The organism is Xanthobacter sp. NM-25, from assembly GCF_022138605.1.
Classification (GTDB): Bacteria; Pseudomonadota; Alphaproteobacteria; order Rhizobiales; family Xanthobacteraceae; genus Xanthobacter.
In genome coordinates, this window is sequence record NZ_JACBFS010000002.1 from 328355 (window position 1) to 342948 (window position 14594).

9 protein-coding genes and 1 tRNA gene are annotated in these 14594 nt (G+C 68.2%); 6 read left to right on the forward strand and 4 right to left on the reverse strand.

The genetic code is table 11. From position 1 onward, the window contains the following. The first annotated feature begins 4 nt into the window (after positions 1-4). From MEU52_RS07320 to MEU52_RS07330, 3 genes are read left to right on the forward strand one after another with little or no spacing between them, the layout of a single operon-like run. Complete coding sequence (locus tag MEU52_RS07320) at positions 5-931, forward strand: DUF58 domain-containing protein (RefSeq protein ID WP_443266192.1); 927 nt, start codon at positions 5-7, stop codon at positions 929-931. Further along, positions 931-3741 carry a DUF4159 domain-containing protein gene (locus MEU52_RS07325; protein ID WP_238120609.1) on the forward strand — a complete coding sequence of 937 codons (2811 nt, stop codon included), beginning with the start codon at positions 931-933 and terminating at the stop codon, positions 3739-3741. The genes MEU52_RS07320 and MEU52_RS07325 overlap by 1 nt, the downstream gene beginning before the upstream one ends. Positions 3742-3790: 49 nt before the next feature. After that, complete coding sequence (locus MEU52_RS07330; protein ID WP_238120608.1) at positions 3791-5857, forward strand: hypothetical protein; 2067 nt, start codon at positions 3791-3793, stop codon at positions 5855-5857. A gap of 286 nt (positions 5858-6143) precedes the next feature. Here the strand turns inward: MEU52_RS07330 and MEU52_RS07335 are convergent, their stop codons facing one another. The 3 genes from MEU52_RS07335 to MEU52_RS07345 form a co-directional block, all read right to left on the reverse strand. Further along, positions 6144-7619 (reverse strand): sensor domain-containing diguanylate cyclase, encoded by a 1476-nt coding sequence (locus MEU52_RS07335; protein ID WP_238120607.1) that lies wholly within the window; start codon positions 7617-7619, stop codon positions 6144-6146. A 125-nt stretch (positions 7620-7744) separates the two neighbouring features. Further along, a complete protein-coding gene (locus tag MEU52_RS07340) occupies positions 7745-10501 on the reverse strand; it encodes a class I SAM-dependent DNA methyltransferase (RefSeq protein WP_238120606.1) in 2757 nt (918 codons plus the stop codon). A 307-nt stretch (positions 10502-10808) separates the two neighbouring features. Further along, a tRNA-Thr gene (locus MEU52_RS07345) sits at positions 10809-10883 on the reverse strand. Positions 10884-11168: 285 nt separating this feature from the next. On the opposite strand from MEU52_RS07345, the gene MEU52_RS07350 reads away from it, so the two are divergent. The 3 genes from MEU52_RS07350 to MEU52_RS07360 are packed head-to-tail and all read left to right on the forward strand — an operon-like array spanning position 11169 to position 14078. Next, positions 11169-12335: an ABC transporter ATP-binding protein gene (locus tag MEU52_RS07350; protein ID WP_238120605.1), complete on the forward strand. Its 1167-nt coding sequence runs from the start codon at positions 11169-11171 to the stop codon at positions 12333-12335. Between the two features lie 10 nt (positions 12336-12345). Then, positions 12346-13263: an ABC transporter permease subunit gene (locus tag MEU52_RS07355; protein ID WP_443266197.1), complete on the forward strand. Its 918-nt coding sequence runs from the start codon at positions 12346-12348 to the stop codon at positions 13261-13263. Next, positions 13260-14078: an ABC transporter permease gene (locus tag MEU52_RS07360; RefSeq protein ID WP_238120604.1), complete on the forward strand. Its 819-nt coding sequence runs from the start codon at positions 13260-13262 to the stop codon at positions 14076-14078. Before MEU52_RS07355 ends, MEU52_RS07360 begins: the two co-directional genes overlap by 4 nt. A gap of 16 nt (positions 14079-14094) precedes the next feature. Here the strand turns inward: MEU52_RS07360 and MEU52_RS07365 are convergent, their stop codons facing one another. After that, the gene (locus MEU52_RS07365) at positions 14095-14568 is read right to left on the reverse strand and encodes an META domain-containing protein (RefSeq protein WP_238120603.1); all 474 of its coding nucleotides are present in this window, start codon (positions 14566-14568) and stop codon (positions 14095-14097) included. Positions 14569-14594: the final 26 nt, after the last annotated feature.

The following is a 14594-nucleotide window of genomic DNA, read 5'->3' on the forward strand; positions in this document are numbered from 1 at the left end:
CGGCTTGGCACAGGGATCGAACGAGGCAGTTGCAACCGGCACCGCGACCCGAGCGGTGGAGCGGGCGGCGCTGGCCGCCGCCGGACTGGTGGCGGCCATGCCGCGGCTGGTGCTGGAGGCCCGCCGCATCGCCTCCAGCGTGCAGCACGGCCTGCATGGCCGACGGCGCGCCGGCATCGGCGAGAGCTTCTGGCAGTATCGCCGCTTTCTGGCCGGCGAGCCCGCCGCGCGGGTGGACTGGCGCCGCTCGGCCCGCGACGACATTCTCTATGTGCGCGAACGCGAATGGGAGGCCGCCCACACCGTGTGGGTCTGGCCGGACCTCTCCGCCTCCATGGACTATGCCACCGGCAACCGCCCGCCCAAGCGCGAGCGGGCGCTGGTGATCGCCTTCGCTTTGGCCGACCTGCTGGTGCGCGGCGGCGAGCGGGTGGGCGTGCCGGGGCTGATGCGGCCGTCCGCCCATCGCGGCATCGTCGATCGCATGGCGGAATCGGTGGTTCTGGCGCCGGAGCTGCCGGCCAGCCTGCCCCCGGCCTTCGCCCCCGCCCCCACCGCCGAAGTGGTGCTGCTGGGCGATTTCTGGAGCCCCGCCGCCGACATCATCGCCCGGCTGGAGGCCATCGCCGCCGGCGGCGCCCACGGCCATGTGGTGCAGATCGTCGATCCGGCGGAAGAGACCTTCCCCTTTTCCGGCCGCATCGAATTTTCCGAGCCCGAAGGCGGCGACAGGCTCACCGTCGGCCGCGCCGAAAGCTGGCGCGCCGAATATGAGCTGAAGCTCGACGCCCACCGCGCCGCCCTGCGCGCCGCCGCCGAGCGGCTCGGCTGGAGCTTCCTCGTGCATCGCACCGACCGACCCGCCAGCGAGCTGCTGCTGGCGCTGCACATGCGCATGGGCGCGGCCGCCGCCAGCGGAGGGCGCGCCTGATGTTCGGCCTGCCCCTCGCCTTTGCTGCGCCGCTGCTGCTCACCGCGTTCCTGGCGCTGCCGCTGTTGTGGTACGTGCTGCGGGTGGTGCCACCCAAGCCGCGCGCCATCGCCTTTCCGCCCACCCGCCTCCTGTTCGAGATCCGCCCCAAGGAGGAGAGCGCCGCGCGCAGCCCCTGGTGGCTCACGGCGCTGCGGCTGCTGCTCGCCGCTTTCATCATCCTGGCCGCTGCCGGCCCCATCTGGAATCCGCCCGCCACCAGCCCCGGTGCCGATGGGCCGCTGGTGCTGGTGATCGACCAGGGCTGGCCCGCCGCCAGCCAGTGGGAAGCGCGCATGGCCGCCGCCGGCGCCCTCATCGACGAGGCCGACACCAGCGGCCGCGGCGTCGCCCTCATCCCCACCGGCGACGTGCCGCACGAGCCGGGCTTCCTTACCCCCGGCGGCGCCCGCGACCGCCTGCGCTCCCTCGCCCCCGTGGCCTATGCGCCGGAGCGGGCCGCCGCCTTCGCCCTCGCCAGCCGGCTCCTGGAGAAGGAGCCGAAGGCCGGCCTCGTCTTCCTCACCGATGCCGTGGACATGGGCGCCGATGCCAATCTCGCGGCCACCCTGGCACCACTGAAGAATTCCGCCGCGCTGCTGATGGCCGGCGCCCCGGTTCTGGCCCTCGCCGGACCGGAGAACGGCGCCGATGCCCTGAGCGTGAAGGTGCTGCGCTCTGCCCCCGGCGCCGCGGCCGGGCGGGTGGAGGCGAAGGACATGCGCGGCCTCACCCTCGGCGAGGCGCCGTTCACCTTGGCCGAAGGCGCCAGCGCGGCCACCGCCCGCTTCGCTCTGCCGGTGGAGATGCGCAACGAGATCGCCCGGCTGGAGATCATCGGCAGCCATTCCGCCGGGGCCGTGCAGCTCATCGACAAGAGCTGGCGCCGGCGCACCGTGGGCATCGTCTCCGGCACCAGCACCGATACCGGCCAGCCCCTGCTCGCCCCCACTTATTACCTCACCCGCGCTCTCGGCCCCTATGCCGACCTGCGCGTGGCGGAGACCGGCTCGGCCATCGAGAACATCAATGCGTTTCTGGAGCAGCACCTGCCGGTGCTGCTGCTGCCGGACGTGGGCACCATTCCCGCCGCCACCCGGGCCCGGCTCGCCCGCTTTGTGGAAAATGGCGGCGTGCTGGTGCGCTTTGCCGGGCCGCGCCTCGCCAATGCCCAGGACGACCTCTTGCCGGTGAAGCTGCGCCGCGGCGGCCGGGTGCTGGGCGGCTCGCTCTCCTGGGAAACGCCGCAGAAGCTCGGCGCCCTCACCGCTGAAGGCCCGTTCCGCGACATGAAGGTGCCCGGCGACGTCACCGTGACCCGCCAGGTGCTGGCCGATCCCGATGGCAATCTCGGCGAGCACACCTGGGCGGCGCTGGCCGATGGCACCCCGCTCGTCACCGGCGCGCGGGTGGGCAAGGGCGCCATCGTGCTGTTCCACGTCACCGCCGATACTTCGTGGTCGAACCTGCCGCTGTCCGGCACCTTCGTGGACATGCTGCGCCGGGTGATCGCTTTGTCAGACGCCCCGCCCCCCACCGCCGATGCCGCCCCGGCCCAGCGCGCGCCCCAGCCTGCGCCCCTCGGCCAACCGGAAGTCGCGAACCTCGCCGCGGCGCGGGTGCTGGACGGCTTCGGCGCCTTCGCGCCGCCCGGCCCCACGGTGCGGGCCATTCCCGCCACCTTCACCGGCCGCGCCAGCGCCGATCATCCCCCCGGCTTCTACGGCCCGCCCGATGGCCTCGTCGCGGTGAATGCGCTGCTGCCGGCCGATGCCCCCAAGGCCATCGACTTTGCCGCCTTGGGCCTGCGCGCCGAGCCGCTGCAGGAAAGCGCGCCGCAGGATCTGCGCGGCCCGGTGCTGATCGCCGCCATGGTGCTGCTGCTGCTCGATGCGCTGGCGGTGTTCTACCTCGCCGGTGGCCTCTCCCGCCTCGGCGGGCGGCGCAGCACGGCGGCGCTTCTCGCCGCGGTCCTCGCCCTCGGCGCCCTCGCTTTGCCGCCACCGGCCCGGGCCGGCGACGACGGCTTCGCCCAAATGGCCACCGCGCAGACGCGCTTCGCCTTCGTCACAACCGGCCAACCGGAGGTGGACGACATCTCCCGCGCCGGGCTGAATGGCCTCGCCGCCTTCCTGGCCCAGCGCACCGCCTTGCAGGCGGGCGAGGCCCTGGGGGTGGATCTCTCCAAGGACGAGCTCGCCTTCTTCCCGGTGATCTATTGGCCGATCCTGGCCGATACCCCGGTGCCGCCGCCGGCGGTGCTGGCGCGGGTGGATGCCTATATGAAGCAGGGCGGCACGGTGATCTTCGACACCCGCGACGCCATCGCCTCCTCCAACACCCCCGGCGCCGCCCTCACCCCGGCGCAGGCGCGGCTGCGCGAGATCCTCTCCGGCCTCGACATTCCTGAGCTCGCCCCGGTGCCGCGCGAGCACGTTCTCACCAAGGCCTTCTACCTGTTGAAAGACTTCCCCGGCCGCTTCACCGGCGGCACCACCTGGGTGGAGGCGCTGCCCCCCGGCGACGAGGCCGACCGGCCGGCCCGGGCCGGCGATGGCGTCTCGCCGGTGATCATCACCTCCAACGACCTCGCCGGCGCCTGGGCGGTGACCCGCTCCGGCGAGCCGTTGCTGCCCCTCACCCCCGGCGAGCCGCGCCAGCGGGAAATGGCGTTCCGCGCCGGCGCCAACATGGTGATGTATGTGCTCACCGGCAATTACAAGGCAGACCAGGTGCATGTGCCGGCGCTGCTGGAAAGGCTCGGCCAATGACCCCCCGTCTCGCCCGGCCTGAGGCCCGCTCCACCCGCGGGGGTACGCGATGAGCTACGGCCTCGCCTTCGCCCCCTTCGTCTCCTGGCCGGTGCTGATCGGCCTTGGCGTGGCCGCTCTGGTGCTGGCCGGCCTGCTGCTGATGACCCGCACCCGCGGCGCGGGACTGCGGGCGCTGGCGCTGGCGGTGGGGCTCCTGGCCCTCGCCAATCCCTCGCTCACCCGCGAGGAACGCGAGCCCTTGTCCTCGGTGGTGGCGCTGGTGGTGGACGAGAGCGCCAGCCAGTCGTTCGGCGAGCGCACCCCGCAGACCGAGGCCGCCCGCGCGGCCCTTGCCGAAAAGCTCGGCCAGCTGCCCGGCGTGGAGGTGCGCACCCTGACCGTGGATGCCGCCCATGGCGACACCGACGGCACCCGGCTCTTCTCCGCCCTCTCCGCCGGCCTGGCCGATGTGCCGCCGGAGCGGGTGGCGGGCGCGATCCTGCTCACCGACGGGCGGGTGCATGACGTGCCGGACAGCGTCGCGGCGCTGGGCTTCACCGCCCCGGTGCATGCCCTCATCACCGGCCACGAAGGCGAGAGCGACCGCCGCATCACCCTGGAGAAGACGCCGCGCTTCGGCATCGTCGGCCAGTATCAGAGCCTCACCTTCCGCGTCACCGACGAGGGCCTGCCGCCCGGCGCCCGGGTGCCGGTGACCGTGCGGCGCGACGGCGAGGAGATCGCCCGGCCCATCGTCACCGCCGGGGTGAGCGACAGCATCGACGTGGACATCACCCACGCCGGCCCCAACATCATCGAATTCGAGGTGCCGCCGCTGCCCGGCGAGCTGACCCTGGTGAACAACCGCACCGCCGTTTCCGTCGACGGCATACGCGACAAGCTCAAGGTGCTGCTGGTTTCCGGCGAGCCCAACGCCGGCGAGCGCACCTGGCGCAACCTGTTGAAGAGCGATGCCAATGTGGACCTCGTCCACTTCACCATCCTGCGCCCGCCGGAGAAGCAGGACGGCACGCCCATCAACGAGCTCTCGCTGATCGCCTTTCCCACCCGCGAGCTGTTCCAGACCAAGATCAAGGATTTCGACCTGATCATCTTCGATCGCTACGCCCAGCAGGGCGTGCTGCCGCAGGTCTATTTCGACAATATCGTGCGTTATGTGCGCAGTGGCGGCGCGGTGCTGGTGGCCTCGGGCACCGATTATGTGGAGCCGGGCTCCCTCTACAACACGCCGCTGGAGGAGATCCTGCCCGGCATGCCCTCGGGACAGGTCACCGAAACCCCCTTCCATGCCCGGCTCAGCGCCGCCGGCAAGCGCCATCCCGTGACCCGGGGCCTGCCCGGCGCCCATGCGGAACCGCCCCAGTGGAGCCGCTTCTTCCGGGTCATCGATTCCCAGGCCCGCTCCGGCACCCCGCTGATGACCGCCCCCGGCGACAAGCCCATTCTGCTGGTGGACCGGGTGGGCGAAGGCCGGGTCGCCCAATTGCTCTCCGACCACATCTGGCTGTGGGCGCGCGGCTATGAGGGCGGCGGGCCGCACATCGACCTGCTGCGCCGCCTCTCCCACTGGCTGATGAAGGAACCGGACCTGGAGGAGGAACGGCTGAAGCTCACCGTTTCCGGCCGCGATCTGGTGGTGGAACGCCAGACCATGGGCGACACGGTGCCGCCGGCGCTCATCACCACCCCCGAGGGCGCCACCCGCACCCTGGCCCTGAAGGAAGTGGAGCCCGGCCTGTGGCGGGCCAGCACCCCGGCCGATGCGCTGGGCCTGTGGCGGGCCACCAACGGCACCCTGACCGCGCTCGCCAATATCGGCCCGCTGAACCCCAAGGAATTCGCCGAGGTCACCAGCACCCGCGCGGTGGTGGCGCCCATCGTGAACGCCAGCGGCGGCGGCCTGTGGCGGCTCGCCGATCTCAACGGCGGCGTGCCCCGGGTGGTGCAGGTCTCCTCCGGTGATCGGCTTGCCGGCGCCGATTGGATGGGCCTTGCCACCCGCGATGTCTCGGTGGTGCGCGGCATCGGCCTGTTCCCGGTGTTCGCCGGGCTCAGCGGCCTGCTGCTGCTGCTCGGCGTGCTCGCCGCCGCGTGGGTACGGGAAGGCCGCTAACGCGGCCGTGGGTGCGGGAAGGCCGCGGCCAGGTGGGGAAGCCGCTCTCGGGCATCCCTGGCGCGAGACGCGCCCGGAACACGGCCACTGAACACGGCCACTGAACACGGCCACTGCGAACACGACCCGTGGGCGGGCCGCGACGTCCGCGAACACGGCGGCTTCAATCGTGGGTTCGATGGGCGACGCCCGCCGGATGCGGGGCCGGGCCCCAGCCCGGCGGGGCGCCGCATGCGCCCGATGGCGCTCCATGACAGCCCGCGATGATGGCGTCTGGCGCGCCGGCTCAGCCGGCGGCCACCACCACCCGGTTGCGGCCGGCTTCCTTGGCCTTGTAGAGGGCCATGTCGGCCTGGCGCACCAGCTCTTCGGCATTCTGGCCGGGAGCGATATGCCCGGAGGCCACCCCGAGGCTGGCGCTGATGGTGGTGAGCTCCGCCGCCGAAGCGCTGGGGCGCATGGCCGCCACATTGGCGCGGATGCGCTCGGCGATGGCGCGGGCCCCGGCCGCGTCCGTATCCGGCAGGATGGCGATGAACTCCTCGCCGCCGTAGCGGGCCGCGAAATCGCCAGGGCGCCGGATGGAGGTGGCGATGGTGGCGCCAAGGCGCTGCAGCACCTCGTCACCCACCTTATGGCCGAAGCGGTCGTTGACCGCCTTGAAGTGGTCGGCGTCGATCAGCACGATGGACAGGGTGCTCTTGGTGCGGGCGGCGCGGGAGGCTTCGTCCAGCAGGGTGCGGTCGAAGGCGCGGCGGTTGGGCAGGCCGGTCATGGCATCGGTGGCGGAGAGCATCTCCAATTGGGCTTCCATGGCCTGGCTGCGGGCCAGCGAGCGCCGCAGGGTGCGCACGGTGATGACGATGAGGACGCACACCAGGGCCGTGCTCAACACGGTGATCAGCACCTGCCGGCGCCATTCGAGCATGGCATCGTCGGTGGAAACGCCCACGGTCAGCACCAGGGGGAAATTGCCGATGGGCTGGTCGATGTAATAACGCTCGATGCCGTCGATGGGCGAGGTGTGGATGAAGGCGCCGGTGCGATTGGCGGAGATGAGGCGGAACTTCTCCGTGTCATGGATATCGAGGCCGATGTTGCCCGCCTCGTCGGTGGACGGCTGGCGGAAGATGACCACGCCATTGTCCTTGCTCAGCATGATGCTGTCGCGATGGTCGAAATGGATGTTGCCGAACATGGCATTGAACAGGTCAATGCTGATGCTGGCGATCACCACCCCGGCGAACGCGCCATCGGCATCGGTCATCCGCCGGCTCAGGACGATGATGGGGGCATCCGCCCGCAGCCGACTCGACAGCGGATCGCTGAGAAAAGTGCCGCGATCCGCCTCCCGCTGCGCGGTGAAGTAATTGCGATCGGCGAAATTGCCGGCCCGAGGCTCCAGGGATTGGGAATCCGCCAGAATGGAGCCATCCTTGCCGATCACCAGCATGGAGCCGATGAACGGCGCATAGGCCAGCCGGTCGAACAGCACCCGCGCGCGCAGGTCCGGCGGCAGCGCCATGATCTCGGGATGCTTCACCGAATCCTGCATGCCGATGATGGACAGCTCCACCATGGTGAGATTGCGCTCGATGTTGGACGAGACCGACCCCAGCAGGTTGCGCGCCGCCCCCACCTCCAGGTCCCAGGTGTCCCAATAGGTCTGCCACAGCAGCAGCCCCTGTGCCGCGAGGATGAGCGCGATCACCGCGGCGACGGCGATCGAGGGGAGAGAGACCTTGAACCGGGACATGGACATGATGGCGCGGACCGCGACAGGGATGGGCTGCAGCCCCACTACAGCACAACCCGCGGGAGAGCGCGCGGCCAGATGGGTCCAAACTGGCAGCTTTCAGTCCCCCGGGCGCGGGCGCGCCCGGCCGCTCAGCTCGTCTTCGCCTGGGCGGCGGCCCGCTCCTGGTTGAGGGCGAACAGGCGGGCGAGCACCTCGTCATCGGAGAGGTCCGCCGGCCAGCCATAGGCGGCGGCCACCGCTTCGTCGAGGGCCTTGTGGGCGTTGACGAGCCAGGTGGGGCGGGCGTTGTAGAGATTGGTGAGGGTGCGCTTCTTCAGCTCTTTTTCCGCCTCGGGGCTCACGGGCAGGATGCGATCAGGATAGCCCGGCACCACCTCCGGCTCGCGCCGCACCAGATCGGCCGGGTTCAGCCAATTCTCCCGCAACTCATTGAGCCGCGCCGCCGCGGTGGCAATAGCGATGGCCCGGGGATCGTCGGCATAGTCGGCGGCCGGGATATTGGGTGTGAGGCCTTCGGGGAAGGGGAAGGTCTCGAAGGTGGTGGAGGGCGTATAGCGCGGATCATTGCCGACGCCGAGCCATGTGCACAGACGCAGCGACCACAGCTCGTGGAAGCGGGAATGAAGGATACCGAAGGTGGTGTCGTCATCGCGGGCGATGGCAATTGCGCCATCGTCCAAAGAGTCAGAGACATTGAGCCATGAAAAAATTCGATATTTGGACACACGTGGCGTCCCAATAAATCGCTTCAACCGTTTAATTGCGTTACGCAGACCCGGCGCAGTTTCCGAATGAAGCCAATAGTGTACACGTCGCCACTCTCGGCGGTTCTTATCTCTCTCTGGCTTCACATACTCCACAACATACGCAAATGGGGCTTCAAACAGCGCGGCATCTGCTTCTGACACACCATGCCCAAAATCAATCACCCAGCGATCCTCTGGGCGCCGAGCCAAATCTGTACCCGTAAACCTCCGGTGAATAACCTTGCAGTTTCGATGTCCATTCACATTTGTGGGCAGCAGCAGCATCCGCCGGGCCTCAGCGGAAGGAAGGTCGAACGGGCCTCCCTTTTTTGTTCCCAGAAATGCAGATTGAGCGTTTTGCAGAAGCCTCTCCGAGGCAGTCAAGTTTTTGCCATCACCACCTCCTGTCAGATCGGGGTTGATGTGATCGACAGAACTTCCGTCCAATCGAACTGACTGCCCGCCATTTCGCTCGAAGCATATAATTGAGACACGAACCGCCGCTCCCTCGACCGTCCAGCCTTGATCGCTCCACGCTTCGAAAATTCGCCCATGCTCGACGATGGGCTTAAGAACCTCGCGATTTGCGCCTCCGCGAATGGAGTTGGTGGCAACAAGTCCAGCGCGACTTAGCTTTCCATTGACAATCCGCTCCCAGGCCCCGGCGACCCAGAAACAAACCAAGTCGGCAAATCCTGGCACAACCCCATCCCATGCATTGCGCAGGTCGCGCGTATATTTCTCGCCGAGCTCAGAGATCATCCGGCTTGCACCCAAAAACGGCGGGTTCCCCACGACCACATCCGCCTCCGGCCATTCCGCCCGGGTCCCATCCGCATTCAGCACCGCATCGCGGCACTCGATGGTTTCCAGCGGCTTCAGCACCGGGTTTTCGGCGGCGGGGAAGCCGTGGGCGAGCATCCATTGGATTTCGCCGATCCACACCGACACCCGCGCCAGCTCGGCCGCATAGGGGTTGATCTCGATGCCGCGCACCACTTCCGGCCCGATGCGCGGGAAGCCGCGCGGCAGGCCCATCGCCTCCGCCTCCACCTGGGCGCGGTGCTCCAGGTCCTTCAGCGCCCTGAGCGCCAGATAAAGGAAGTTGCCCGAGCCGCAGGCCGGGTCCAGCACCCTGAAATCCCCCAGCCGCTTCAGGAAATTCGCCAGCACCGCCTGGGCATCGTTATGGGCCTTGGTGGCCTGCCCCTTGGCGGTGGAACCGGCCTTGCCGCGCTTCGCCTTCGCGGCCGCGTCCTGGGCGGCGGCCTTTTCCATGAGCGCGGCGATCTCGGCCCGCGCCTTCTCCCATTCCGCCGTGAGCGGGGCGATGAGCACCGGCTCGATGATCATCATGATCTTGTCGCGGTCGGTGTAATGGGCGCCGAGCTGGCTGCGCTTGTCCGGGTCCAGCCCGCGCTCGAACAAAGTGCCGAGAATGGAGGGGTCGATATCGCCCCAATAGCGGGTGGCGGCCCCGTGCACGAGGCGGATCTCGTCCTTGGTGAGGGCGAACACCCGGTCATTGTCGAACAGGCCGCCATTGAACCAGGCCACCTTCTCGAACCCGATGCGCCCGCCCTTGCTCATGGCGCGGAACAAATCGCCGGCGAAATCGGTGAAGGCGGAAGGATCTTCCAGCGCCCGCTCCAGCATGCGGCTGAACATGGCATCCTTCAGCAGCTTCACATCTTCCGCGAACATGCAGAAAACGAGGCGGTTGATGAAGTGGGCCACCTCCTCCGGCTCGCCATAGCGGGCGCGGAGCGAACGGGCCAGCTCGGCGAAATTGCCGGCCACTTCTTCCGTCAGCTGCTGGCGCGTCTTGCTGGGGCGCAGTGCCTCGGGGTCCGAGAAGGCGGCCTTCAGCCATTGCCGCTTTTGGGCATCCTCCAGCTCCGAGATGGGGATCTCGTAGACCTTGGAGACCGAATTGGTCCAATTGGTGTGGATGCGGATGGTGGTGCCCACATCGGACACAATGAGCAGCGGCGGATTATCCAGCGCCACCGCATAGCGCTGCAGCTGGGCGAAGGCGTTGTCGAGATTGGCGTGGGTGCCCTTGTATTCCCAGCCGAAATGGCCGCGCTTGAACACATCGGCAAAGCCCTTGCCGCCGGTGGTCTTGGTGGCGCCCACCTCAAAAGCATAGTCGCGGCCTTCGGGATCGACCTCCGCCGGGGTCTTCTCGCCCAAGAGCCGGCACAGATCGATGAAATGCTCCTGCGCCGCGGCGCGCTCCTTGAGCTTCGAGTTCTGCCACTTCGCGATAAACTCGTGCGGCGTCATGATCTTGTCGACCCCCCCGGGCGCGGCGCGCGTCCCCTTCTACCGCACTCCCCGCCCAACGCCCACCACCGCCCACACCGAACCACCCCGGCGCACGACAATCCACGATCGCCCGGCGCGGGTGCGCGACAAGAACAGGAATATCAAGACTTTAAGCTGGTGCTGCGAGAGAGGATTGAACTCTCGACCTCTCCCTTACCAAGGGAGTGCTCTACCACTGAGCTACCGCAGCATCCGCATCGGGAAGGGTCAAACCCTCGGTCCCGAAGGGCGGCGACGTGTCGTTCGCCGTCAGGTGGCCCCATCTGCCATATGCTTCAGACCGGCGCAAGGGCGTTCGTGCGATATCTGCATCTTCATCCCCGGGACGCCCCTTTTCGACCGGCAAGCGGTGGACAACTCCCCGCGCCGCCCGCCGATCTCAAGGCCGAAGCTCCTTTTTTGCGCTTGCACATGTCTTGAGCGTTTCTTGTTCCCTCTATAGCCTCAGGAGGAGAGGCCACACCGGGGGGACAGTATGGCTGCGGACAAGCCGCGCACCCAAACCATCGGCGCAGTCAGGCGGACCTTCCAGCCATGGGCCGATCCGGCCCAGAAGCCCCTCATCCGCTTTGAGAACGTGGTGAAGCGATTCGGCGAGTTCACCGCCGTCGACCACGTCAGCCTCGACATCTATGAGCGGGAGTTCTTCGCCCTGCTCGGCCCCTCCGGCTGCGGCAAGACCACCTTGATGCGCATGCTCGCCGGCTTCGAGGAGCCCACCGAAGGGCGCGTCACCCTCGCCGGCCAGGACCTCGCCGGCGTGCCGCCTTATCGGCGGCCGGTGAACATGATGTTCCAGTCCTACGCTTTGTTCCCGCACATGAACGTGGCCGACAACATCGCCTTCGGCCTGAAGCAGGACAGGATGGGCAAGGGCGAGATCGACGCCCGGGTCGAGGAGATGCTCAAGCTCGTCAAGCTGGAGAAGTTCGCCAAGCGCAAGCCGCACCAGCTCTCCGGCGGCCAGCGCCAGCGGGTGGCTCTGGCCCGCTCCCTCGCCAAGCGGCCCAAGCTGCTGCTGCTGGACGAGCCGCTCGGCGCCCTCGACAAGAAGCTGCGCGAGGAAACCCAGTTCGAGCTCATGGACCTGCAGATGCAGCTGGGCATGACCTTCCTGATCGTCACCCACGACCAGGAAGAGGCCATGACGGTGGCCGACCGCATCGCCGTGATGAACCATGGCGAGCTGATGCAGGTGGCGCCCCCGGCGGTGATCTACGAGCAGCCGGCCAGCCGCTATGTGGCGGACTTCATCGGCGAGGTGAACCTCATCGAGGGCCGGATCTCCGCCACCGGCGCCGACAGCACCCGGCTGAGCTCCGAGGTCACCCCCCAGCCCCTCGTCGTCGCCCAGGCGGTGGCGGCGCAGCCCGGCGACACCGCCTGCGTCGCCATCCGCCCGGAAAAGCTGCGCATCTCCCTCGATCAACCGGCCGACACCTCGGAAAACTGCTTCCAGGGCGAGATCTGGGACATCGGCTATCTGGGCGACCTGTCCATCTACCATGTGGAGCTCGCCTGCGGGCAGCGTATCAAGGTCTCGCAGCCCAACCTGTCGCGCGTGGTGCAGCGGCCCATCACCTGGGAAGACAAGGTGTGGGTGACGTTCGCGCCCCACGCTGGCGTCATCCTGACCCGCTGAGGAGGTGCCGATGCCGATGGCGGGAGAAAACGGACGGCGCCGCTACCTCGTGATCGCGGTGCCCTATCTGTGGCTTCTGGCGCTGTTCCTGGCGCCGTTCCTCATCGTCTTCAAGATCTCGCTGTCGCAGGATGTGGTGGCCCAGCCGCCCTATGCGCCGCAACTGGACCTCGCCGACGGCTGGACCGGCTTCACCGATTTCCTCTCCGGCCTGTCGTTCGACAATTACGTCTACGTGCTGGATTTCTCCAACGAGTTCATCCAGGCCTACGGCTCCTCGCTGGTGATCGCCTCCATCTCCACGGCGCTGCTGCTGCTGGTGGGCTACCCCATCGCCTATGGCATGGCGCGGGCGCCGCGCAGCCTGCAGCCCACCCTGCTGATGCTGGTGATCCTGCCGTTCTGGACCTCGTTCCTGATCCGCGTCTATGCCTGGATCGGCATCCTGTCCCCCGAAGGCCTGCTCAACCAGGGGCTGATGGCGCTGGGCGTCATCGACACGCCGCTGGAGATCCTCAACACCGACATCGCCGTCTATATCGGCATCGTCTATTCCTACCTGCCCTTCATGGTGCTGCCGCTCTATTCCGCCCTGGAGAAGCTGGACGACACCTTGCTGGAAGCGGCCGCCGACCTCGGCTGCCCGCCGGTGAAGGCGTTCTGGACCATCACCTTTCCGCTCTCCCTGCCGGGCGTCGCCGCCGGCGCGCTCCTGTGCTTCATCCCGGCGGTGGGCGAGTTCGTCATCCCCGACCTGCTGGGCGGTTCCGACACCATCATGATCGGCAAGTCGCTGTGGACCGAGTTCACCGTGAACCGCTCCTGGACCGTCTCCTCGGCGGTGGCGGTGCTGCTGCTGCTGGTGCTGGTGATCCCCATCGTCATCTATCAGAACGTCCAGCAGCGCCAATTGGAGGCGGGCCGATGAACCGCAGGCTCACCTGGTTCAATGTGACGTCCATCGCCCTCGGCCTCGCCTTCCTCTACATCCCCATCCTGCTGCTGGTGGTCTATTCCTTCAACGCCTCGCGCCTCGTCACCGTGTGGGCGGGCTTTTCCACCCAATGGTATTGGGCGCTGCTGGAGAATGAGCAGCTGCTGGACGCCGCCTGGGTCACCCTGCGGCTCGCCTTCTTCTCCTCGCTCGCCGCCACCGTGCTCGGCACCATGGCGGCGCTGGCCCTCACCCGCTACGGCCGCTTCTACGGCCGCACCCTGTTCTCGGGCATGATCTATGCGCCGCTGGTCATGCCCGAGGTCATCACCGGCCTGTCGCTGCTGCTGCTGTTCGTGGCGGTGAATTTCGATCGCGGCTTCTGGACCGTGCTGCTTGCCCACATCACCTTCACCATGTGCTTCGTGGCGGTGGTGGTGCAGTCGCGGCTCATCACCTTCGACCGCTCGCTGGAGGAGGCCGCCCTCGATCTCGGCTGCCCGCCGCTGAAGGTGTTCTTCACCATCACCCTGCCGCTGATCCTGCCGGCGGTGGTGTCGGGCTTCATGCTGGCCTTCACATTGTCGCTGGACGACCTGGTGGTGGCGAGCTTCACCACCGGGCCGGGGGCCACCACCCTGCCCATGCGCATCTATTCCCAGGTGCGGCTCGGGGTGACGCCGGAGATCAACGCCATCTGCACCATCCTCATCGCCATCGTCACGGTGGTGGTGCTGGCCGCCTCCATCATCACCAAGCGCACCGAGACCATTCGCCAGGCGGAAGAGCGCGCGGCCCTGGCCGGCTGACGGCCAGAGTGCGCCGTCACAGGGCCGAGAACAGCACCAAAGCCTTGCCGGCCCCGTCGGTGAGGGTGAGGGTGCGGCGGCCCATGTCCGCCTGCCAGCCCCGCGCGGCTTCCAGGGCCGCGAGAAACTTCGTCTCCTGGTCCATGGCCCCGGGCGAGCAGCTCATGCGGGTGGAGGCGAGCGGCCCGAACTGGATGGCCTTGCCATCCACCTTGGCCTCCCCGGTATAGCGATTGCAGCCGCTGGAGCCGGACACCCGCCCCTCGGCGGTGAGTTCCAGGGTGGTCTGCAGGCGATCCAGCACACCGTTGCCGCCGATATCCTCGGCAAGCCAGCGGCCCACCGGCGAGGGGGCTTCCTCCGCCCGGGCGATGGTGGCGCCGAGGCCCATCCCCGCCAGCGCCATAAAAGCGCGCCGCCCGAGCCCGGCGGCAGCGGCGGTGGCCGGCACGGGGGTGTCCGTCGGGGTCATCGGTCTGCTGCGGGTCATCGGTTCGGGTGCTCCTGCATCGTCCA